The organism is Ktedonobacter sp. SOSP1-52, assembly GCF_016587395.1.
Genome location: NZ_BNJH01000003.1, coordinates 1,114,305 through 1,138,188, shown reverse-complemented (window position 1 = coordinate 1,138,188; position 23,884 = coordinate 1,114,305). Strand labels below are relative to the sequence as shown.

The 23,884-nt window shown below is 50.6% G+C and carries 15 protein-coding genes and 1 pseudogene; 8 read left to right on the top strand and 8 right to left on the bottom strand.

Annotated elements, in window-relative coordinates:
- Positions 1-9 precede the first annotated feature (9 nt).
- The gene (locus tag JMJ16_RS30325; RefSeq protein ID WP_201387664.1) at positions 10-1,242 is read right to left on the bottom strand and encodes an ATP-binding protein; all 1,233 of its coding nucleotides are present in this window, start codon (positions 1,240-1,242) and stop codon (positions 10-12) included.
- A 318-nt stretch (positions 1,243-1,560) separates the two neighbouring features.
- Between JMJ16_RS30325 and JMJ16_RS30320 the strand changes: the two genes are divergently transcribed.
- The 3 genes from JMJ16_RS30320 to JMJ16_RS30310 are packed head-to-tail and all read left to right on the top strand — an operon-like array spanning position 1,561 to position 6,303.
- Complete coding sequence (locus tag JMJ16_RS30320) at positions 1,561-5,487, top strand: tetratricopeptide repeat protein (protein ID WP_201387662.1); 3,927 nt, start codon at positions 1,561-1,563, stop codon at positions 5,485-5,487.
- Positions 5,474-5,743 (top strand): hypothetical protein, encoded by a 270-nt coding sequence (locus tag JMJ16_RS30315; protein WP_201387660.1) that lies wholly within the window; start codon positions 5,474-5,476, stop codon positions 5,741-5,743. Before JMJ16_RS30320 ends, JMJ16_RS30315 begins: the two co-directional genes overlap by 14 nt.
- Positions 5,740-6,303 carry a hypothetical protein gene (locus JMJ16_RS30310; RefSeq protein WP_201387657.1) on the top strand — a complete coding sequence of 188 codons (564 nt, stop codon included), beginning with the start codon at positions 5,740-5,742 and terminating at the stop codon, positions 6,301-6,303. The genes JMJ16_RS30315 and JMJ16_RS30310 overlap by 4 nt, the downstream gene beginning before the upstream one ends.
- A gap of 246 nt (positions 6,304-6,549) precedes the next feature.
- Here JMJ16_RS30310 and JMJ16_RS30305 read toward each other — a convergent pair whose 3' ends face one another.
- The 3 genes from JMJ16_RS30305 to JMJ16_RS30295 all read right to left on the bottom strand — a co-directional run bounded on the left by JMJ16_RS30305 (position 6,550) and on the right by JMJ16_RS30295 (position 14,027).
- Positions 6,550-8,316 (bottom strand): DUF262 domain-containing protein, encoded by a 1,767-nt coding sequence (locus JMJ16_RS30305; RefSeq protein ID WP_201387655.1) that lies wholly within the window; start codon positions 8,314-8,316, stop codon positions 6,550-6,552.
- 112 nt (positions 8,317-8,428) lie between these two features.
- Complete coding sequence (locus tag JMJ16_RS30300) at positions 8,429-11,815, bottom strand: DUF499 domain-containing protein (RefSeq protein ID WP_201387653.1); 3,387 nt, start codon at positions 11,813-11,815, stop codon at positions 8,429-8,431.
- A gap of 307 nt (positions 11,816-12,122) precedes the next feature.
- Positions 12,123-14,027: a DUF1156 domain-containing protein gene (locus JMJ16_RS30295; protein ID WP_201387651.1), complete on the bottom strand. Its 1,905-nt coding sequence runs from the start codon at positions 14,025-14,027 to the stop codon at positions 12,123-12,125.
- A 98-nt stretch (positions 14,028-14,125) separates the two neighbouring features.
- On the opposite strand from JMJ16_RS30295, the gene JMJ16_RS54705 reads away from it, so the two are divergent.
- From JMJ16_RS54705 to JMJ16_RS54695, 3 genes are read left to right on the top strand one after another with little or no spacing between them, the layout of a single operon-like run.
- A complete protein-coding gene (locus tag JMJ16_RS54705) occupies positions 14,126-14,431 on the top strand; it encodes a helix-turn-helix domain-containing protein (protein WP_236601631.1) in 306 nt (101 codons plus the stop codon).
- Positions 14,428-14,625, top strand: coding sequence for a winged helix-turn-helix domain-containing protein (locus tag JMJ16_RS54700; protein ID WP_236601630.1), 198 nt, complete (start codon positions 14,428-14,430; stop codon positions 14,623-14,625). Before JMJ16_RS54705 ends, JMJ16_RS54700 begins: the two co-directional genes overlap by 4 nt.
- A gap of 26 nt (positions 14,626-14,651) precedes the next feature.
- Positions 14,652-15,131: a transposase gene (locus tag JMJ16_RS54695; RefSeq protein WP_236601122.1), complete on the top strand. Its 480-nt coding sequence runs from the start codon at positions 14,652-14,654 to the stop codon at positions 15,129-15,131.
- A gap of 26 nt (positions 15,132-15,157) precedes the next feature.
- Here the strand turns inward: JMJ16_RS54695 and JMJ16_RS30285 are convergent.
- From JMJ16_RS30285 to JMJ16_RS30275, 3 genes and pseudogenes are all read right to left on the bottom strand, one after another.
- Positions 15,158-16,045: pseudogene (locus JMJ16_RS30285) on the bottom strand (DUF1156 domain-containing protein); the annotation flags it as partial.
- The gene (locus JMJ16_RS30280; protein ID WP_201387647.1) at positions 16,042-19,563 is read right to left on the bottom strand and encodes a helicase-related protein; all 3,522 of its coding nucleotides are present in this window, start codon (positions 19,561-19,563) and stop codon (positions 16,042-16,044) included. The gene JMJ16_RS30280 and the pseudogene JMJ16_RS30285, both read right to left, overlap by 4 nt.
- Positions 19,564-19,935: 372 nt before the next feature.
- Positions 19,936-20,478 carry a helix-turn-helix domain-containing protein gene (locus tag JMJ16_RS30275; protein WP_201387645.1) on the bottom strand — a complete coding sequence of 181 codons (543 nt, stop codon included), beginning with the start codon at positions 20,476-20,478 and terminating at the stop codon, positions 19,936-19,938.
- 192 nt (positions 20,479-20,670) lie between these two features.
- Here JMJ16_RS30275 and JMJ16_RS30270 point away from each other — a divergent pair, with 192 nt between their 5' ends.
- Both JMJ16_RS30270 and JMJ16_RS30265 read left to right on the top strand, forming a co-directional pair.
- Entirely contained in the window at positions 20,671-22,020 is a 1,350-nt protein-coding gene (locus JMJ16_RS30270; RefSeq protein WP_201387643.1) for a hypothetical protein, read from the top strand.
- A 4-nt stretch (positions 22,021-22,024) separates the two neighbouring features.
- Positions 22,025-23,401 (top strand): TniQ family protein, encoded by a 1,377-nt coding sequence (locus tag JMJ16_RS30265; protein ID WP_201387642.1) that lies wholly within the window; start codon positions 22,025-22,027, stop codon positions 23,399-23,401.
- On the opposite strand, the gene JMJ16_RS57345 is transcribed toward JMJ16_RS30265, so the two are convergent.
- Positions 23,391-23,582, bottom strand: coding sequence for a hypothetical protein (locus JMJ16_RS57345; protein ID WP_374229130.1), 192 nt, complete (start codon positions 23,580-23,582; stop codon positions 23,391-23,393). The genes JMJ16_RS30265 and JMJ16_RS57345 overlap by 11 nt on opposite strands.
- Between the last annotated feature and the right edge of the window lie 302 nt (positions 23,583-23,884).

The window sequence follows — 23,884 nt, the reverse complement described above, 5'->3', positions numbered from 1 at the left end:
TCCAAATAACTAATAAACTTCTTCAGGCTTAAATTCAATTTTAAATGTTGTTTGGTCCTGTTTAGACAAAGCTAAATCAATTTTACCATTGACAGATGCCAGACATTTTCTTGCAATTGAAAGCCCAATTCCTCTACCAGTTTTTTTCGTCGTAAAGCCAGGCATAAAAATCTTATCTTGGTCTTGAGGAGGTATGGGTTTGCCATTGTTAGAAATGTCTATTGATATGTTTTTATTCAATGAGTCAGCCCTGACATCGATTCTTATTTTTCCATCAAAACCTATTTCTTGATATGCATTCTCTAATACAGACATAAGAGCCATCAACAAGTTGGCTGGGTAATATTTTACTTCTGGGATATTGTCAGCATAAATAGTAGGCTCTACGCGCTCCTGCGCATCTACTGTTACCATTCGTACTGCTTTACGTATTAGCATTTCTACCGAAAATCTTTCAGCAACCCCCGGGAAAAACCCTGCACCATGCTGAAGTATAGTTTTTACCATTTGTAAAGACAGGGCGGCATTATCAAGGGATGAAAGCAGTAATTTTGCCTCTTTTGACTGAACACCGTTTTCTCTTAAAACCGTGACAAATTTTTCTTTTACATTTCCAACGGCGGATTCAGCAGAAGCAATCGGAGGACCCAAGACATGAGTAAACTCATTTGAAATCTGCTGGTAAATTAATAACTTGTCACCGAAAGAAGACTCAGAGATTTTAGAGGGCTGAGATGATATATGATCAGCAGGAACTATGTTACGCGATAAATTTTCTGCCAGCTCTCTCAGGTCGCGAATGGCAACTTGAGTTCTATCTTCAGAAGAGGTCACAGATAAGGATGATGAGATCTGGCTCAGTTCTCGCACCGATGATTTAATTTCTTGAGCTAATACGGATGCATCTCGAAGAGCTTTCATGGAATATCTAATCTCATCAACCATATCATTGAGATCCAAAGTAATGTGTCTGTTTTCCACTACAGTTTTCTCAAGATAGTTCTGATAAGAAGTTAATGATTCAATTCTATCCATCAATTTTAAAAGAAGGTCTTTATCTTCCATAATAGGGCGATCATTTTTGCTATCGTCGCGATTAAGTATCTCAGCCATACGAGATATTTTTTTCGAAGTATCTCTTTCACTTCGTAAGACTCTATTGCTAAAATAAGCCGCTAATGTGGAGATAATAGCTGCTGCAGCTGGTAAGATAAGTAATATAAGCGTATCAAAAGAAGCCATAAATATCTCCTATTGCTCTTACAAGGTTGTGAAATTCCTAACAAGCAAAATATATCAGTTTTTATGAATAAAAACAATAAATGGCGCAATCTTGTGCTTAAGTTAATTTTGCTCCAGTTGCAAGACATAACAGCAGAATTAGAAGAAGCAACCCATGACACAACTGTCCTCTATAAACCAAGCCTTTCATAAAATCTTTTTTTGCTAAAAGAGATTTATATTGTAAGTAATAGTATACAAGATTTTAAGTGCATGATAGAATACGTGAAATGATATAAAATGGCAAAACTTAGCACATCTGCTAGCAAGGGAGAGGGCATGCGAGAGGAATTTCTTGAGCTACGCCTGGAGGGAGAGCCAGCCTCTGGAGAGTATCGGCTGATCTCTGGCCCCACAACGTACACTATCACCTTCAATCCAGAGGCAAACTTTGCCTTTAGCGATGGCTTGCGCCATCTGGAGCGCGTGCTGGTGGGAGAGGAGGCCCGGGCTGATCTCTTGCGTGATCTGGGCAGCTGGCTCTGGCGGGCGCTATTGCCGGAAAGCGCACCCCAACAGGAACGTGAGGTGCTAGTCCAAGCCTTGCGCTCAGCGCATACCACCCTGCTACTCACGCTTCCTGAGACGCTTGCCAGGCTTCCTTGGGAACTCCTGTACAATCCTGAACAGACAGGAAAGAGCGGATTTCTGGCCCTGCGCCGTCCGCTCATAAGGCGAAGCTCCTCCGAGGCCACGGTGGATATGCTGAAGCCGCCCTTGCGTGTCCTGCTGCTTGTCTCCTCGCCGCCGGGCCTAGGCGATGACTCACGCGTGGATGTGGAAAGTGAGCGGGCAGCGGTCGAACAAGCTGTGCGCGAGGCGCGCGAGGCCGGGTATTTGCACCTGCTGGTAGAAGATATCGTGACGCCCCAGCGTGTACAGCGCCACCTTGTTCGCTTTAAACCGCATATTGTGCACTATATCGGTCATGGCGTATATAGCGAGTCCAGCGGGGGCCTCCTGCTATGGGAGGATGAGCAGGGCAATGAGTCGCCCATCAGCGCCGAGCGCTTCGCCGACCTCCTGCGTCCCCGCAACCTGTGCGCCGTGGTGCTGCACGCTTGCCAGACGGGAAAGAGCCACGCGCGGGCTGAGATGCGCGGCATCGCTGAGGCCCTCATCACAGAAGGCATCCCCGCCGTCCTCTCGCAGCAGTCCAGCCTCACCTATGAATCGAGCCAGCACGCCAGTGAGGCCTGGTACACGGCCCTGACAGCGGGCCAGAGTTTTGCCGAGGCCCTCTTCGAGGTGCGCCAGGCCCTCTCCCAAGCGGAGCGCCCCGACTGGGCCGTACCCATCCTGCAAGGAACCAGGGGTTGCCTCACCCCGCTCCTCGACGACGCGGCTGCTCCCGGCCCCACTGATCCCTTGCTGACAAGCACAGGGGCCGCCAGCGACGTTCCCACGCCCACGGGCGTCTTCGTCGGACGCCACCGTGAGCTGCGCGAGCTGCGCCTCATGCTGGAGAGCGCGCCCGGTAGCGGTCCCGTGATGGCGCTGATTACCGGGCCAGGCGGCGTGGGCAAGAGTACGCTGGCCGCGCAGGCCATCACGCGCTACGGTGGCACATACAAAGCCGCGCTCACCCTGCACTGCCAGGGCTACCAGAGCATCGACCTGTTCCTCCAACGCATGGGCGAGTTCTTCAAACGCCTAGGCGTTCCGGGCTTCCTGGAGCAATGCCTGCCCGATCCTAAATTGAGCACGGAGGCAAAGATCGAGGAGGCTATCGCGGCCCTCAATGCGGCGGGTCCCCTGCTCCTGGTCATCGACAACCTGGAGAGCGTGCAGAGCGACGACCAGGCCATAAGCGATCCAATGCTACTCTATCTCCTGCGTAAGCTGCTCACCAACCTGCGCAGCGGGCGAGTGCTTGTCACAGACCGCTACGCCATCAAAAACCTGCTGCCGCAGGGGAAGTTCGCCGCCAATCTGCGCCACCTCGACCTCGATGACCTCAGCCGCTACGAGACCAACCAGCTCCTGCTGCGCCATCCCGCCCTGGCACAACTGGGCGAGACAGTCCGCGCAACCCTGCTCGACGAGTTCGGCGGCCTCCCCTACGTCTACGATCTGCTCAGCAGCAGTGCCGCCAGCCAGAGCCTCGACCTGCTCATTCAAGACGTCCAGGGCCGCATCACTCAGGCCCGCAAGCAACGCTCAGCCCAGGAATGGCAAGCCGTGCGCCAACAGGTCATCGAGTTCGCTGCCCTCGACGCCACCGTCCAACGCCTCTCCGAGCCATCCCGCACCCTCCTGGCTCAGCTCAGCGTTTTACAGCGCCCGCTCCCCCTCCTCGCCATCGAGGACAGCCTTAGTGCTCCTCGCAGTGCCTGGCAACCCCTCCTCGACTGGTCCCTGCTACGCTATGATACCTATGAGCAGAAATATCACCTCCACAGCCTGACTCGGCGTTACGCCGAAGACTTCCTCGAAGAGCAATCCCGTAAGCAAACCCAAGCACAACTGGCGATCTGGTATGAGAATTATGCGGATCGGGAATCTAATGCACTTCCTGACTACCTTGAAGCGCATCGCCTCCTGCGCGCAGCGGGCAAAGTATATGAGGCAGGGGAGTTGGTGTCGAAACTCTCAGGACAGCTTAGACGCTTTGGGCTCTATCCCCTTCTGCATACTCTGAGTATTGTAACTTTGGATGACATTCAAAATGACTATGAACAGTTACAAGCTAGCATGTTACATATATTAGGTATTTTGTCCTATGTCCAAGGGGAGTATAAGGAGGCACGAGGATTCTATAGGAAGAGTCTAGATATAACTGAGCAGTTGAGAGATCAAAGAGGACGTGCAGCTAATTTGTATCAGTTAGGGGTATTGGCAAAGGATCAGGGAATGCATGAGGAGGCACGCAGATTGTGTGACGAGAGCCTGGAAATAGCCAAGGAGTTAAAAGATTGGAAAGGGCAAGCAGTTGCTTTGTACCAGTTAGGAGTACTGGCACAAGACCAAGGAGAGTATGAAGAGGCACGGAGGTTGTATGGCGAGAGCCTAGAAATCAAAGAGCGATTGGGGGACCAAGAAGGACGAGCCTACGTTCTATATCAGTTAGGGATAATGGTAAAGAATCAGGGGAAGTATGAGGAAGCACGGAGGTTGTATAGCGAGAGCCTGGAAATTTTTAGCCAGTTGGGGGATCAGAGAGGGCAAGCAAATATTTTATATCAGTTAGCGATGATTTCAAAGAATCAAGGGAAGTATGAGAAAGCGCGAAGGTTATATGGCGAGAGTCTGGAAATCAAAGCACAACTGGGAGACCAGGTAGGGCAAGCAAATATTTTGCAACAATTAGGAATAATCGCGCAGAATCAGGGAGAGTATGAGGAGGCGCGCAAATTGTATAATAAGAGTTTGGAGATAGCTGAGCGGCTGGGGAACCAGGATGCTCGATTTAACTCACTTGGGCAACTAGGAACGCTAGCGCAACTTCAGGGAGAGTATGAGAAAGCACAAAAGTTATATAGAGAGAGCCTAGAAATAGTTGAGCGATTGGGAGACAGACGAGCGCGAGCAGTTATTCTGCATGATTTGGGGAATGTGTCTCATTTGCAAGGAGAGTATAAGGAAGCACAAAGATTGTACGAGGAGAGTCTGGAGGTATTTAACCAATTGGAATATCAAGATGGACGCGCCAGTTCACTCGGACAGTTAGGAGTACTAGCATATGAGCAAGAAGATTATAAAAATGCTTTGACTTATATGATCCAGTCTTACATTATCTTTACTGATTTAGGATCTCCTAAGCGTACTTCTGTCCAAAAAACAATTGCAAAAATACGCTACCACATGGACGAAGAAGAATTTCGGACACACTGGCAGGCGCTGACTGTTGACCAACCTTTGAGTGATATAGATGAGGAAGAGACTACAGAAAATGACGAAGATATTGTTTTGACGCTTGAGGAACTGCCAAGTTATGTTGCCTCTTTCATTTCACAAGGGACAGATGAGCAACAACAGCAACTTGCAACAAACCTCTTTGAAGCACAACAACAGCTTTCGCCAGAAGACGCCCCCGAAGCTCTTTTCCTAAGATACCTAGTCGCGGCCCTACGAGGCAAAATACCAGAAGCGGAGAAGTTGGAAGCTCCATTTACGGAGTTGTGGCAACAACTTGAGGAGATGCTGAACACTGCATCAGTTGAAGCAAGTAAGCATGAGGAAGAGAAACATAATGAAGCAGACTGAAAAAGTGATTCGGTTCATTTGCGTGTATGCAGACTGTAAAAAAGAAACAGAAGTGATTATAAAAGTTGCTCGAGCCCTCCCAACTCAGAGTAAGGACGTGGCGAAGGTATATTATTGTGAGCACTGCAACCGGGCCAATAAGATTGAAGTGCCCGATAATATAGACAAACATATATTTATCCTGGGCAAGGATAAAGGCTTTATACGCTATACGAACGAGGGCATTCCGCTCTTACAGGGGGAGATGAACCTATGACAACTCCGCTTCAGGGGCAGCAATTCAACCCAGAGGAGGAGAAGATCCTTGAGGAGATGACCACGCACTGGCGCAGCGTATGGAATGCGGCTCCAGTACAAGCGCTCACACGGATCGAAGATGCTGCCAAGCAGATGATTATGGTCACGACGGGGCTTCAGGGACTGTATGTGACCCTGGTCGTTTTCAGCACCATCCATGTACAGATAATGGTCGCCCCCGGAGGACTACCTGGAGTGATCATCTTGCCCCTGTTCTGCTCGCCTGTGCTCTGCTGGCTGGTCAGTCTCTTCTACGCCACGCGTGTCTTCGTCCCGCGCATACAGCCAGGCATCGACTTCAACGAGATCAGTGTCAGCGCGTGGCGCAAGGTCAAGGAGACCTATGGTCGCGCCAACGAGGAGAAGTTGCGCTGGCTCCAGTTCTCGCACCGCTGGCTCATTGCCAGCTTTATTTTCGTTCTGCTCTCCATCGTGGTCTTCCTCGTGCTCCCATCACCTCCCGCGACGCCCACCGAACCAACCCGAATCATCATTCTGACACCAACTCCGCAGCCCTGATCACTATATCGGCTGATACCGAATCATCCTGTAAGAGGCGCAAAGGGTTCTCGCTACTACAAGGCAGGGAGGGCGCCTGCAATCCGTATCCGTGGAGGGGAAGGACGCAAGGAGCATACCGCCCGTGAGTCCAAACCGGCACTAGTGCAAGGACGGTGAAGATCGCCAAGCCTTGCACACCAAGCCGTACCGTGAAGACATCGCGTTGGCTTACGCTTGCAGATTTCGGTCGCCTAGAATTACATCTTATGATGCAAATATTTGCGCCAGACGCTGGCGGATTATTTCCTCGCGAGCTTGCATAAAATCAGCGAATTGATCGAATGTGAGGAGTAAATCGTTATCGGGAATAAGATGTTTTTTGCGGTAAACAGGGTCACGAGTAGTCAGCCATTTGCTAAAATCCTGATTCGACTTTTCCTCATTTTCACTTCCTGGCAAGAGCTGTAAGTTCCCGAGGCGATTCATCAGCTCTTTGTACGATTTCTGCTGCTCTATACTTAGCCCTACAGAGGTCATGTGCTGTGGCTTGAATTGATCCTGAGGAAAAATATGATCCTGATGTAAGTCATTGTTTACCTCGGTATTATCCCCATACAGCAGGGATAATACAAGATAGGTTAAGGGCTTACCATAGGTAAGATTCAGAATGGTTTCAATAGTTTCAGGCTCGAAGTTAGCTTTACGACCAGTTCTCCTCAGTTCTGCATTAATATTCCTCACAGGAAACATATTATCGTTACGCGCTTCATTCAATGCTTTCCGCGTATCATTTAAAGCTCGGTCCGACTGTCCGCTAAAAGTATTATTGAGTAGCATCAGAAAAAACCACTGACGAATACGCTTAGTGTTTTGAACTACAGGTGCGGAACCACTAGCGAGCGAGAAGTTTATACCAGGATGTTTATAGACGTAATAGATGATAGGGATAAGCGCATTCGCACTGGTTAAAGTGTCACGATCAATTCCAAACATATTAATCAGGTTAGCTGCTACTTCTATCGCCTTTTTTATACATTGCCACTTGCTATGTATGAGTTTAAGATTCTGTGCGTTAAAATTCTCCACTTTGTACTGAACGGGTAAATCAGAGAGCACGAGGCAGGTTTTCATGATAAAATCTTTGTCAAAGTTATTTTTACGCGCTAGATCTTTATTCAAGTGCTCCACAAAATCGTATATTTCATCGCGCGCGTTAGTGCTTTCCCATTTAGCCGTCATCATCGAAAGTAGCAAGTCTGACTTGCTGAGTATAGTGCCACCCTGATTTGCCCGAACAAAAATAGTCAGGACACGATCAAAATCCTGATCATGCTCAGTATAGTAGGCAATACAATCCTGCTCCCAGATAGTGTTATAGAGCTTTCGCAGATTTTTCTCGAATATTTTCTTTTGCTTTATAGTCACTGTATCATCAGGCAAGCTTTCCGCTGCTTGATCTAAGAAATCTTCAAAAGACTTTTTACTGGTAAAATTCAAAATCTGGCCCACTTCAAACCAGCATTGCTTATTATCCCAAGCAGGCACAGCTGCTGGTTCTATAAAGCGAAAACTATAGTGTATGTCTTCTTCTGTCTGGTCTTCAGTCACAGCTGGATAGTGTAGGAGATCAAGATAAAGCTTCTGCTTCTGCCAGGCTTTAGAGTGATTTTTGCTGACGTATTTCTTCTTAACAGTATATGTACCTTTCAGTCCAATGAAGAGGGAAGTTAATCTTTGCTGACCATCGAGAACGAGATTGAGGTTTTGAACTCCATTGGTATTGGCAGTTTCATTATGAGTATTTGTTTGGTCAAAATTATTGATAAATTTATAAATCTCCCATTTGTCATAATTCTCAGGCTCTAATTCCCAGAAAAGAAAGGTGCTGATAGGATACTCACGCATGAGAGAATCAAAGAGCACAATGATCTGATCTTGACGCCAAACATACTCTCTTTGGATGGCTGGCAAAAAGTAGTTTACGTTCAGGTGCTTAATAACTTGAGCAATTGCCTCGGATTGATATTTCATTCGGGGAACCTCCCTGTTCTTCCACATACGATAATAAAATGGTCGCGAGATGATAGCTATTGCTTACCACACTGGCTATCATCTCTCGGACAAAAGGTTTGAGCAAGCGACGCTACTCCTCCTCAAACTCCGCGCTCTCGAATTTCAGCGTATTGCTGTTCTCCATCACTGTCCTGATGGTCTCAGCAGGTACGCCACCTGGAATGTTCGCCTGGATCTCTAGAGTGATGCTGACATCGGCTTTGCTGAGTGTGGTGAGATGTGTAACAATCTCGTCCATGATCTTACCTGCATCCCCGGCCATCATGCGTGGATTGAGCTTGACCGAACCATAGAAGCGGCGCTTGATGGTTTCGTTTTTGACTGTCACTGGTACCGCACCAGGTAAAGGTATATATGTATTGTTCCTGTCCTGCCCATCTTTGACTTCATTGCCAGCTTTACCTAACCCAGGCTGGTCGTAGTCGGCCAGCACAGGTGGCATGGGATTGCCAGAGCGGGCAGCACGCTCAGCTTCCTGGCGGGCGCGTTCGGCGGCCTCATAGGCGAATTGGGCGGCGGCTACCTCAGATTTGACCAGCAGACCGCTCTCCAGCAGGTTACTGCCGGGGCCTGCCTTTAAGCCAACGTAGCGTTGTTCCTCCTGGTCCCAACGGTCGGCGTAGGCGAAGGTCTCACGCTCCCAGTTGGTGGATTGTAAACCACTGCGCAGTGCTTCAAGCAGTACTTCTGTATTTTTGAAGCGCGGCAGGTAGAGATAGTTAGCGAAGTCCTGTTTGAGTGTTTCGATACTGACATGGTTGGCTCCGCGCCAGAGTGGGGCTTTGGGATTATCCAGATCACGCCTCAGACTGGTCGCAGCATAAGCTGAGATGAGCTGGCCATCTTTGCTTAAACGAGTTGAGGCGGCTAGGGCCAGAGTTTTCGCGTCATCTGGTTGCAAACGGATTCCCTCCCAGAATTCCGCCCCGTGTGGTCCCTCTTTGCCGGGAACTAGCAGCCAGACATAGGTCTCAGGGATACGCAACTCGACGGTCTTCTCAGCATCCGCTAACTTGCTTTTAACCTGGGCGCGCTGGAAGGCATCTAGATTGAGCACCTCGCTTTCCTGCTCTTGGTAGATGCTGTTCCAGGCGAGATATTGACGAATTCCCTGTTGAAGAGCATCGATCTTGATGCGATCAGCAGCCAAGAAAATCAAGGCATTGCGAGCATGACGTGACGCGTTACCACGTTTGTCAAGCAGTTCCTGGGCAGCATGGATAGCTGGGCTTTGCTGATCGCGCAAGCTATGTAGCACATTGGCTTTGAGAATGACTAGGCGCACCGCCGCTTCATCTGCAATATCAGCACTGCTAGCTGGCGTGGGATGCACCCTGGCGAAGAGGCCGCGCGTTTGCTGCACCCTTCTCAAGCGCTTCTCGAGTTCCTCTTCGACCAGGTATTCCTCCAACTGGCCCGCTCGTTCCTGGGCCAGACGTAGTACACTGGGATTGGTTGAGTACCAGTAGCGCTGACCATCCTGATAGAGATGCGTTGATTGATCAGAGAGACGGCGCAGAGCATCGCCAAAAATTGTGACGTTTTCGCCAGGCTGTACACAGCCCAGTTTGGTGTGTCTCTCATTCTGGCCGCGATTGGGATTATGTGAGGTTGGAGCCGAGCCCATGTAAATGGTGCGTGCGACACGTCGGCAGGCTGAGTAACGACCCATGTTGGTATTCTCGCTATCTAGCTTGAGGGGGAGCGAGTTAGGGCCATCGATATCCTGATCCATGATCGCAGCCCAGTTATTTTCCAGGTACTTGAGCACCTCCGAGTGCACGCGGGTATCGTCGAGAGGCACATGGGCAGGCATGATCATGAGACTGCCATCCTGGCGTTCCCAGAGAGCGCGAATGACATGGGCCATCAGGCGTAGCACGCCACGGGTACGCTGGAATTTATCGACGCTCGACCATTCGGTATACAGACGATCAAACAGCTCCGGGTGAATCGGATAGGCACGCTTGAGACGCTCCTCGTACCGACTCTCGCTGGCTTCCGAGGGAAATTCACCAGCCTGCTCGCGGTAGAGCTGCATAAAGGCTTTGATAACGGTGTCGCGGTGCTTCTCGTCCTCATGCCTAATCGGCTGGAAGAGGCGGCGACGCACTATCTCAAAGCTCTCTTCCGTATTGGCTGGTCGCCAAGGTGAGTCCATACGCCCGAAGATTTTTTTGAGATGTTCAACGGTCTGCTGACCACTCTCACCCCCAGCCTCGGTGTTGGACTCAGGAATGGTAGCCACTACCAGGGTGCGCGATGTGGCTTTGGCGGCCTCGGTCAACGATTGTACAAAGCTGAGGTTGGCATCGTAGGTACCACCTGCCAGACCGGCCTCTTGATGCAACTGGCGCACGTAGACGGCCAGTTCGTCGATGAGGATTAGGCAGGGCGCGGCTGCCGTGAAGAGGGCGCGCAGAGTATCAGTGCCAGGGCTGACTCCCAGGCGATCGTCCTCCGCGACCATAGCGAAGCCCTCTTTGCCCAGCAGTTGCCAGGCCAGTTCGCCCCACAATGTGTGTATTTTTGTCCCATCAGACTTGGTCTGCGGCGTGCCAGGCGAGAAATTGTGCCCGACCAGAACCGCCCGTTGCGCCTTCGGAGGTTGGCTAACCCCCACTTCTTCCAGCAGTGGATCAATATCGACTAGATCGGCCAGCGATGCGCCGGAGAAGAGATGATAGAGGGCCAGCAGCGAGTGGGTTTTGCCGCCGCCAAAGTTGGTTTGCAAATCGATGATTGGGTCGCCGCCCTGGCCGCTCAGCCGTTGGAGCGCGTTAGCCAGCAGGCGGTGCAGGCCAGTAGTGAGGAAGGTGCGCTGGAAAAAATCGCGCGGCTGTTGATATTCGGGCGTGCTCTGGCCGCGATGGACGGCCCCCAGGTCGGCGGCGAACTCAGCTAGTTGATAGTTGCTGTTCTGCACATCAGACTGGGGAGCCATGACCTCACGCCAAGCTCGCAGCCCCTGAGCTGGCTGTCCCTCGACGGGTTTGAGCTTGCGCAGTTCGTTGCGCACCTGCTCATCGTCGCGCAGCCGTTGCAGGTCAAGCTTCATCTTCTTAACCTCGGCAGCCTCGTTGGGAGCGGAGACGGCCCCCAGTAGCAACTGCACAGTATCCAGGGCGCGCTCGGCGTCGTCCGAACTAAAGGCTTTCATATGCGCCCACTCGTTGCGAGTCACGCGAAGTTCGCCAATCCAGTTCTTCTCGTTTAGGCCCAGGGCCTTTTTAAAGACATCGTGCCACTGCTCCCAAAGGATGGCCAGGAAGACCTGGGGATCATCCAGATTGCCGTTGCGCAGGCTCTCAATCTGGAAATTTTGCAGGCCACGGGCCACGACCTGCTGCCAGCGCTCCCCGTGAACATTCTGCATTTCGCGTTCGATAAAGGGTTTGAGTCCTTTGCCCAAGATCGCGAGGGCTTTATCTACCCGATCTCGATTTGATTGTGCCATAATCGCTGCTCCCCCTTGTTTCTCGCTCTTTGCATCTTAGATATATGACTTTAGTGTTCTTTGTCACCTTAAAAAAACGGAAATAATCATCCAGGTACTATGGGCACTGTAGACGCTAAAACTTCAGTCGGCAGAAGGCTAAGTGGTGCATCCGGCAAGTTGTAGGGTCCAAGCCAGCTTGGACTCTTTTTCCCAGGGAATGCGTTCGTTCAGGTGGCGAGAACAAGGCCATGCAAGCATGGCCGCTACAAAATCTCCATGTTACTTGGCGGATGCACCACTTAGTATTTTATATAAATTATTGTTTTTACCAGATTGTTGTCTGCTTCACATCGACCACCTCGCGCTGAACCAGCCGAGTAATCTCGGACCAGGAGGTCACCAGGCTGTTATAGGCCATGGCCTCCTGCGTCCAGCCATTGCGTTCGCAGATGGTATAGAGGCGATAAGCCAAGTCGCGAGCTAGTTCTCCGATCTCACTGGACTGGCGTAGGATGTGGGCAGCACCCACTTCACCTCCACCGTCCTTGTTCTCCAGATCCAACTCGTGGATCATACGCTGCGTGACCTCCCAAGTGCTCAGATTAGCGCGCATGCCGAGATTCGCTACAGGGGGCAATTCAGTACGAGTATGCAGACGCACCTTGCCTGCCCTCGACTCGACCAATCCGTTCACTTCCAAACTAGCCACACTGGTATTTCTCGCCTTGGAGAGCGTCTCTGCGTCCCCATAGGGACCCGCCTTCATAGCATACTGTTCAAACCATTTAACAGCCCATTGGGTCTGGGCATCATATTCGCCCTCCTGCTCGGCTAGAATCTCATCTTTGGTGCGGTTGATAAATTGCAGGGCCACGCGAACCCGCATGGGCTTGCCCTCGGTATCCTCGATTCTGCTATAGCGTGAAAAGATCGCCATGCCAGGACCGATACATGCTTGCTCAAAGTCCACGGCTGCGACACTGCCATGCTGGATCTCACGCATGGCCCTAGGTAGTTCCGCTCGCAGAGCACGCAAAAACTCGCGTTGCGAAATCGCCTCAGCATCCACAGGCCGTGGCCGGCAGACCAGCACGATCGACGAGGCAAGCACATTCACCGCAGCCTTAACTCCTGTTGGTCTTTCTGTGCGCATAGGCCATGTTCCCGTAATCGCAAAGCCAGAGCGTATTAGACCTTCCAGCATTGTCTCCCAACCAGTCGAGGCTGTTGCTCCTTGCCCATTTCCATTGATAGTTTTTGCTGTTTCGTCGTATTCTAATCCCAAAACTTCATCCTCTGTTTCCGCCTGTTTAAAGGCGTAGTAGACCGTCATGGGATACTCAGGATTGTGGACGGCGCGCATATGCCTAAACGCCTCTTCTAGCCCGTCCTCAAAAAACTTCTGAGCTTTGCTCTTGCTCCCCCCAAAACGATAAGGCGTGGCCACCAGTTCCGGCGCTTTTGGCACCAACATTGTTTGAAATAGCTCAGGATAAATGCCAGAGAGCGAGCGGCGCAACCAGACATAGAAGAAGTCGGAGAGGTCGGCATAACTAATATTATCATAATAGGGCGGGTCAGTTGAAATTAGAATATGAGTTAGCCCATTGGAGGTTGTCGCATCTCGCTGCTTAGCCAAACCTGGTGCATTGCAAGATGCAAAATCGACGACCTTCGCCACCCATTCAATTGATCCACCAAAATTACCGCTAGATTCACTAAATGGATTAGCTTCTGCAAAATCCCATGCCATAGGTAATGCTTGCCGCATAAAAGTATGTGCTACTAACTCATTTTTTGGTTGCGGACTCCATACAGCAATAGTAGACCAAAAGTCAGCAGAGCGATCTACCGCAAATGCCAAGTACGTCGCCACTGCATCAGCATACGCCTGCGCACCTTTGCCGCCATCCTTGAGTGCGACACCATCCGCAAGCAGGCCTGCCTTGCTTGCATCAGCTTGGACCTGCTCGCGCACCTCCTGCACTAGATCGCAAAAGGTGGTAAGGGCGGCGAGTTGGCGCTGGGTGAAGAGATTGCCAAAAGTAGTGAGTCCATAGTTCACACACCAAATATTGCGTGGGTCGTTAGCAAGGAATTGATCTGGTATCCATCCAGGCAAGGATTGGCTAGCTATATCTTCGTGTGCCTTGGTAGGAGAGAGGTAAATACGTCGACCTTTGCCTTCGGCTACAATTGACATGAGTTGAGTGCCCAAGTGTTTGCTCATACCCTCAGCTTTGATATACTGTTCTTGGGTCGCACTATCGCAGCATAGGCACTTACTGATGTCGACGGAAGCAAGTAAACTGTGATAGAATCGGCAGCATGGGAGCACCAAAGAAAGCCGATTGGCGAGAAGAACGACGCAAACAAGCATGGAAACTGAAGCAACAAGGATGGCAACAAAAGGATATAGCCAAAGCACTAGGGGTAAGTAAGGGAGCCGTGAGCCAATGGATGAAACAAGCAAGAGAAGGCGGCATAGAAGCACTCAAAGCACATCCTCCTAAAGGCGTGAAGCCAAAACTGTCAATTGAGCAACAAGCGCAGATTCCTGGCTTGTTGGTGGAGGGGCAGAAGCCTATGGATTTCGGGGAGATGTCTGGACAGGGAAGCGGATCGCGGAAGTGATCTATCGCAGCTTTGGTGTCCGTTACCATCCCGATCACGCCGGACGACTGTTACGAGAAGCTGGTTGGAGTCCTCAACAGCCAATCGAACGGGCGACGCAACGGAATGAAGAAGCTATCAAGCAGTGGTATGAAGATCGTTGGCCAGCGATTAAAAAAAAGCCGAAAACGAGAAATACACCATCCTCTGGGTAGATGAGGCTGGGTTCTATCTGCTGCCAATGGCGGTTCGTACTTGGGCTCCGCGCAGGCAAACGCCTCTTCTGCGCGTGAAACTGACACGGGATCACCTCTCCGCGATCAGTGGGATTACCCTGGATGGGCGGCTTTTCATGCAAGTGCGCCAGACCTCCTATGATGCGGAGGCAGTGGTCGGATTTCTGAAAGTGCTGTTGCGTAAGATCAGCGGCAAGGTCCTGATCATCTGGGATGGCTCTCCCATCCATCGCAACCATGAGATCAAGACCTTTCTCAAAACGAAGATGGGCAAACGACTGCATTTGGAGCAACTTCCAGGCTACGCTCCCGACCTCAACCCAGATGAGGGCATCTGGCAGTATCTCAAGCGCGTCGAGATGGGCAATCTCTGTTGTCGGGACCTCGATCACTTGTATCAAGAGCTGCTTCGAGCAAAAGAGCGATTACGTCACAAACGCGACATTATTCGTAGTTGTTCACTGCAATGCGGCTACTCAGTTTAGTTTCTTATCACGATGTCAGTAAATTTTGCCCCTCGCCCGCTTTTGGGAGGCTCCTGTGGCTGGCCCGCTCCCGTTCTGATTGCAAAACGCACAACAGGCGGTGTCACCGTATGGTCTATCACTGGTTCAGCCCAGGTCTCTTTGCCTTTCTTTTTGGAGAGCCAGAAGGAACTTACTAACGGCATTTGCGCTCCGCAGGCGGGATTGGGGCAGGTGACAGTGCGTGCCCAGAGCCAAGCGATGACGCTCGCTTCTCCACCGCCCTGTTCTTTAGGCAGGATGGCTTTGGGGTAGAGATGGCCGATGCGTTTCTCGGCCTCGTCGCGCATCCACTGACCATAGTAGCGGATATCGGTGGCAAGGCCGCGCGCCCCAGACCATTCATCTCCGAGCAGGGAGGGTTTGACTGCTGGATTGATGGGCGCGTGATTGGCAAATCTGGGCGGGATCTCGATCAGGGCCTTGTTAATCATCACAGCTACAGGGTTGAGATCGCTGGCATGGGCAACCAGACCCAGGCGCTGAGCCTCAAGGGGAATCGAGCCGCCGCCCGCAAAGGGATCGAGCACAGGCGGGGGATTGCCGCCCGTGGCCTGTTGAATCTCTGCTCTGACCTTCTCCATCACCTCCTCTTTATTGGCGTTTTTCCACTCCACCATCTCCTCTATAAGTCTGAAAAGGCGATCCCGCTCCCGCTCCTGCTCCTGTTCTGTAGGAAATTTCTCAGGATGCTCAGAGGGATCGTCGATCAGCGAGGCAAAAAGCACGGCACGGCAGGCAGCCAGGGGACGGCGTGCCCACCAGAGGTGCAGCGTGGAGGGGTGGCCGTGACGGATCGATTTTTCGGTTGCAGCAGCTTCATTGATCTTTTTCAGTGGCAGAGCAACTTCAATCAGTTTTTTACGATAGGTCATAGGGGAGAGACTCCTTTAGATAAAAACAGAGTTAGATCATAGGTGACGCTGGTAGCTCCAAAGTCTGGCTCGCGCTTGAAGGGGCGGGTGACGTAGCGAGTGCTGGTTTGCTCACCATCTACCTCGACAAGGGCCAGGATAAAATCGTCGGGCCGATTGAGGGCTGTCAGTATTTCATTCTTGGTGACAATCACGCTTCTGGCACCTTTGACGCGGCCCTTGACCTCGATAAAACGCAGCTTGCCGCTGCCAGGAATGCTGGATTCGATGTCGTAGCCGCATTTCTCGGAGCTGACATCGCGAGGCACATAGCCAAGCTGGCGCTCGATCTGCATCACTGCCTGCATGGCTGCCAGTTCAACACGGCGCGTTTCGTGGGCTAAGGCATCGGGTCTCTGCTCGCCATTTCCGCTCTCACGCTGAAGTCGATCTAGCAGCCCCTGGGGGACAACAAGTACACCACCCACGACAATGGGTGGCAGCGGCGAGAGCTTGCGCTCCTGCTCCAGTTCGCTAAGGCGTCGTTCCAGGCGCATGTTCAGCTCTTCAGCCCGCTGGCGCGCCTGCTGGGAGTTAACGAGCGCATTGGGTTTACCTTTCGCCGCCTGGGCCTTGAGGTGCACAGCCCGCTTGTCCCAGTAGCTGATCTCGCGGGTTAGTCTCTCGTTGACTGCCGCGCTAGTTTTGTCAATTTGCTCCTCGCGTCTCTTGCGCACTTCTTCTAGGTGGCGCGGGACCAACTCGCGAATGGCGTAGCTGCGAGCCTCCTCTTCCAGGTTGCTCTTGAGCCATGGCGCGGCCAGGAGTTGCGTTACTAGCTCTCGTTCACCCTGGTGCAGTGGGCGATAATCCAGGAAAGGTGCGTAGCCAGCCGAGGCCAATTCACCAGCCACGTTCATCTCGACAAATTGCAGTTGCCGCGAAACTTCGCGTCGTCTACCATGGGAGTCGCTACTGGCATCCTGGATAGTATGCTCCAGGTAGAAGAGCACGCGCAGGTTCTCGCTTGCGTCTGTAGGATCCACCAGTACAGCCCCTTGGGTCAACAGATCGCGCTGCTGTTCCAGCAAGATCTCCAGAGTTGCATCCAACAGGGGATGGCCGGGACAGAGCAGAACAGCTGGCGGCTGCCCTTCCTGCTGTATACGCTCCTTATCAAAGACCACGCGCTCATATTGGCGCACAATAGTCGCGCGCCCTTGACCACGCCCGCCCCGATTGCGGATAGATTGCGGCACATGAGTTATCTCATAGCGCTTCGGTTCGCGTTCGTGACACTGCCCCCCTAGGTATTTAAAGGCTGCCAGGAAGAACGAGGCAATAAAATGTGGTTGTAAACGCCGAGCTGCTGCGCGCTCCATCTCTGCCCGCACGCGGAAGACACGCACCGCATCCATCACCTCGTGGGCTAGGGCACGCTCCTCTAGCAGATTCTGCAAGTGTTCGTGGTCCAGGGCTTCGTCCACAACCTGGGTTAGGCGAGCGCGTACGTCTGGCCGCTCGCCGTAGCGAATGGCTTCCACCATCAGCTCGCGCAGGGGGCGGTTGTCAAAGAGTACTTTGCCCAACACATCGAAGACCTGCCCACCCAGCGAGGTACGTTCCTCCTCCAGTTTCTTAAGCAATGTGTGAAAAACCGCTCCTTCACGTGTCTCCGCCGCCACCAGATTCCAGAGGTGACAGACTTCAGTTTGTCCGATGCGATGGATACGTCCGAAACGCTGTTCAATGCGATTGGGATTCCAAGGAAGGTCATAATTGACCATCAGGTGAGCGCGCTGGAGATTAATACCCTCGCCCGCTGCATCAGTAGCGATCAGAATATGGGCAGAAGGATCGTGGGTGAAGGCGGTCTGGGCCTTGCCTCGCTCTTCCCGACTCAGTCCTCCGTGGATCGTAACCACGGCCTCTGGTTGACCCAACATCGTGCAAATGCGCTCAGAGAGGTAGTTAAGTGTATCACGGTGTTCAGTAAAGATAACCAGCTTGAAACGCTGGCCCCTGGTATTAAACATCGCTCTTTTATGCAAGAGGCTGGCTAGCTCCTCCCACTTGCGGTCAGTGCCGCTACGCCGCACTTGTAACGCCAGTGCCTCTAAACGGGTCAATATGCTGATTTCAAGCTCAAGCTCGGCAAGTGTGCGCGCCGCTGAGGCCTGATCCACCAGCCGCTCCTCTATCTCCTCCAACTCGCTGCCAGGCGCGTCGTCCAAGTCATCCAAGTCGTCGGAGGAGAGGGTGGGCAGTGATGACCAGAGGTTCGGAGTCAGTTCCTCTTGGGGCACGCCATTCTTGGCAGCTTGCAACTCCTGGGCCCGGCGTTCCAGCCGTTCACGTCGGCGCTTAAGCGATTGGTAGATTGCCTCCGGGGACGAGGCCAGCCGGCGTTGCAGCGTTGTCAGGGCAAAGCCGACCGTTCCCTTACGCCCATGATTCTCCAGCGCGTCCGCCCGGTTAAACTCCTCGCGCACATAGTCAGTGACCTCACGATAAAGAGTCTCCTCCAACCCGGAGAGTTGGTAATTTGCCGTATAGGCTAGGCGCTCTGGAAAAAGCGGAGTACCATCAAATTTATAGAGCTGCTCTTTCACCAGATGACGCATTAGATCAGAGACCTCGACCTTATGTACGCCATCGCGGAAACGCCCCTCGAATCGGTCTGCGTCGAGCAAGCGCATAAAAAGTTGGAAATCCTCTTCCTTGCCATTGTGTGGTGTCGCGCTCAATAGTAACAAATGACGGGTCACGCGGCCAAGCAATTCGCCAAGCTGGTAGCGCTTGGTGTATTTCACCTCACCTCCAGTAAACGATGCCGACATTTTATGAGCCTCATCCACCACAATTAGATCCCACTCGCTCTGTTCAAGCAGTTCTTGCAACCGAGGATCGCGGGCCAATTTATCCAGACGCGCAATACACAAAGGTATTTCTGTAAAAGTATTGCCAACTGCCGCCTCCATGCGATCATTGGTCAGGATTTCGAAGGTCACGTGAAAACGCTGGCGTAGCTCGTCCTGCCACTGTTCCACCAAGTTGCCAGGCGCCACAATCAAACAGCGGTGCAGATCGCCCCGTAGCATCAATTCGCGGATCAGTAGGCCAGTCATAATAGTTTTACCCGCGCCTGGATCGTCGGCCAACAGGTAGCGCAAGGGCTGTTTGTTCAACATTGTCTCATAGACAGCCGTAATCTGATGGGGTAGCGGCTCGATCAAAGAGGTATGCACTGCCAGCAAGGGGTCAAAAAGATAGGCCAGGCTGATGCGATATGCCTCGGAGACCAGGCGAAAAAGCGCTCCATCGGCGGCAAAGCTCCAGGGGAGATCAGGCGGCACTACTTCCAGCTCTGCCATATTCTCCTGGTAGAGGAGAATCGCATTTGTCTTGCCTCTTGCATCCTGATAAACCAGTTCCGCCCCAATTGATCCATGATGTCGCACACTGAGAAGAGTCACAGAACTATGTGGGAGGATACCTTTTAGGATAACGCCAGGGACCAGGTCTTCCAGGGAAGCCATTTTGCCTATTGACCTCTTTTCCAACACGTTGCTGTGCGAACAGGAGTTATATCGTTTTTGGGGGTTGCTTTGTAAATATTGACCTCAGTGTAACGTATTGTAGAGAAGATTACAAGGCTCTGTTGCGAAATCTAAATCTGTTCAATAAGCTTAGCTCAGTAGCGACAACTGGAAAGGTCCTTTCATAGAGCAGTCGGCCTTTCAACATGGCACACCTGCTCGAACGCCTCCATAACTAGTGCTTCATTGCGTACATGAATAGGTTTATGCCATTCTGACAGCACTATCGTGAGGAACTCAACCAAGCTCCTCTGGTCTTGAAACCAGGGAATACAGAGTATCGAAAAGCGGTTCATGAAATTCTCTCACAGCTTATGTATGCAAGAACGCTTCTCCCTCGTCATACTCCATAGTATCCCAATCAAACACATCTTCCAACGCGCTCTGAAAGGCTTCAAGAGCGCTTTTTCGAGATGCTTCATCAGATGGTGAAATGCTTCTCCATAGCAGGAGGATTTCTACCTTTTCAGGGTGAGCTATGCTCCTCACAATATAGCGAGCTATCGTTCCTGAGAAGACAAACTCATCGCTCTTTTTAATTCGCTCAAGTTCTTGATCTAGCTCAGGTAGTTTATTTGGCCTAACGCGAACACGAATAGACGTTACAAACAGCTTGTTATTGTCCGGAGATGTACGCCAAGGTGGAGTGTTTTTACGAGGGCGCCCGGAAATCTTCGGCTGAAATTTCTTTACCTCTTCCACTGGGATCATTATGACATGAGCTGCACGCACAGCAGAAAGACGCCCATCCTCAATGTAGGCGTACACTCTCTTATCAGAGACACCAAGCATCTTCGCTGCTTCTTTAATCGAGACATACTCTGGAATATTTGGTAAATCGAGGCTTTCACGCATGAAGTTAGGGTACTGATTGTACACCCTTTCGAGCTATCACTATTCAGTAACCCTTTTTAATCTGTTGAAAAGATGATATACTATGCACCACCAACGTGATAGCTCCAGATTGTCAGCAAATGACTTTCTTGGTGGCTAACATTGAAATTATCGACAAATACGAGTAAGTATCGTGGAAAGAGGAAGTGTGGTATGGAATGGTCAAAAGAACATCTGGAGCAGTGGCATATTCTTCTCTCACAGTACAAAGCAGATATATCTACAAGCACACATGATCAAATTGTTGACGCGCACCGAAAGCAAGCTCAATTAGAAATAGCTCAACTGCTACAAACCTTCCTTGCACAAGGTATAACCCTCAATGATTTCAATAGAATATTTCAGAAAAAGGTGCGAGGCGATTGCAATGCCTTTGGTTTGAGAGGGCTTTCTGGCGGGATGTTTTTAAGCAAGTTATTGAAGTATATCAGCGATAAAAATATGCTGTCTCTGTATCTTCGTACTGCAATCGACGCTCCTAAAGACATAACCTCTGCTCAAAGGCAAATGCATGATTTCATTTTTTATCTCGATCAACTCATCAACACAGGACAGGCAACCAAACAAGATATTCAACCTGCACGAGCCCCTTTTTTCCTCAGCGCTTTATGGCACATACAATACGAGAAGCAATGGCCTATTTTCTCACCAGCGGTAAGAGGTATGCTCGCTATCGGCGAGGTACCCACAGAAAGCGCTACGAGACTTGCTCACCTGTATTTCCATTTTCGCCTCACAGTTCTTTCATTAGCGCAAGCATTGGACATTTCACTGTGGGAAATCGAACATCTTTGTCAATGGCTAGTGCAGCACAATATTCAACCAACGCCTAACCATCCTGATACCAAAGTTTCTCATGAGCAAGAGGAAAAGACTTCCAACCAGAGGGCAATACTCTACCACCTTTTCCCAGTTAAGGATGCAAAAAGCACTTCAGGCTCTGACTCTATCAGACAAATGGCCCTATCCGATTCAATGCTTCAAGATAGGTGGATACATTCTCACCGTAGCCATGTTCTATGGTTACTTACCAAAATTGGACAGAAAGTTGGTTGTCGAGTCTGGATTGGAGAGAGTGATCATAACAGAATATGGAATAATGAGCGCCTGGGCGATCTTAGCCTCAGCACCCTTCCTACCCTCACTCGTACTATGTATCAGGATGTGTTACGCAAAATCGATGTTTTGTGGCTTCAAAAGAATGAGGTTGTTGCTGCCTACGAACTTGACCAGGCAGAAACAGATATCTCCCCCGATCTGCTCCGTCTCTCAGATCTCAAAACGCTCTTTCCCAAAAAAGAGATGCATCTCTGTGTTGTGGCACCCCCAAAACGATTTACAAACATACAATTCGAGTTATCTCGGCCAATCTTTCACAAACACAACCTCCATAAACGATGTCTCCTAATCAGTGAAGAGGCTTTGCTCGAACACGAGGAGCATATTCTACGCTGGGCAGCCAGCCCAGCCGTAATAAAGGATCTCGCCTTGATAGGAGTATAAATCTTTGCAAAAAGACTTAGAGCCTGCACTCTGTACATGGGATGTACCTGTTCCAAATACTCCCCAAAGAAGCCAGCTTTATAGTCTCGCTCCTATTGGCTGTGGCAGTTCTTTTGTTGAATCGTTAACGAGTTACATTTGCCGATTAGCACAAGAACATCACTTGCAAGTTGGAGCGCTCATTCGGCATATTGTTGCTCCTTGTATTCCTAAAGGGTACATTGACGCTAATCAAAGCCGAAGCATCAGCAGTTTCCTCCGTTATGCCACTCCAATTAATGGGAATGGCGTCATGGCGTCCGACTGGACTAAGGTATTAATAACACTCACATCTCGCCATGATATTTCGCAACTTACCCTGCTTGCATGCACCAACGCGCTTTCTCAGCGTAACCTACTACAATCTGCCAAGCAATGGTGTCCAATTTGTTACGATGAATGGCGCCATGAGGGATCCGACATATATGATCCGCTTATATGGTTGATAAATGAAATAAAAGTTTGCACCAAGCATAATGTTGTGCTGGAAAAGTGTTGTCCGCACTGCTCATCATACCCTCAATGGCTTTCGTGGAGGGCCCGACCAGGTTATTGCTCAACTTGCGAAAACTGGCTAGGAAGGGACAAAAGCAAGAGCCAGGCCAAAGAAAAAGACATATACATTGCTGAGACAATGGAAAATTTCGTGGCTTACGCTTCACAATTATCATCGCCAATACCAACAGCAGATTTTATCCAATCGTTACAAAATCTTGTTTCCAATACAACACAAGGAAATATGGCAGCCTTCTCACGCCAAACAGGGCTATCTAAAACCACGCTGTGGGAGCTAACCCATGGGGTATTTCCGCCGTCCCTTCCATTGCTAAGCCAACTGTGTTGGCAATATCGCCTTTCTTTGCATCAATTGCTTATTGGATCAGAAGTTACTACATGTGAAATTCCATCAGCAGACGAACCAGTTACAAAAAAGAGGGCTCGTAGATCCTTAGAACGCAAGAAAGTACAGCGACAACTTGAAAATATCTTGGCCGACTCCCATAGTGAGTCTCTTTCTATGCGCAAAGTAGCCCAACAGTTAGGCTATCACACGAGGACAATTGCTACGTATTTCCCCGAATACTCTCGAAGAATTTCCCAGCGCTACATAAATTATTGCAAACGGCAAGGAGAATATAGGAAGGCTCGTCTAAAGCAACGCATACGCGAGGCCGCATATACAGCGCATGAACAAGGTTTTAATCTAACAACTCAGAGGGTGGGCGCCATCCTAGACAATCCTGGGTGTTTTCGTGAACGTGAAGCCAGAGAAGCACTTTTTAATGTGCAACAAGAAATATATTCCCTTGATATGGTCAGTACCCACAAGGCTAAACATTAGAGCAGGGGTGAAAAGGGACAATAGGAAGCCCAGTGCCTTGGGCGAATTGATCAGGAGAACAATATTCCAGGCATTGGTGTGATCGCCGCTGGTTGTAAAACGTGACCCACTGCTCAGCAGCTTGAAGAAGAGCTCTCAAGTTTATATAGAGACGGCGTTCAACGACAGCAAGTTTGAGCAGACCTCAGACCAACAACACCTTCAGCCCCTACCAGTAGGTGTCCCTTGAGCGCACAAAGCCTTTCTTAGCTGAGAATTACGTTTGTTGTGAAATACAACCGAGGCATTCTCTTAAGATTTTTTACACCACCGATACAACTGGGAATTGGAAAACAGCATATTTGCAGCAGACATGTTCCTAGGCTCCACTTCGTTGAAAGCTTTCCAGCACGACTTTGAGCTTCAACTCCGGTATGTACTGCTTACGTTTCTTTTCCATGAAGTCCAGTACCTTCCTCTCATTTATTTTCGCTTAGTATATCA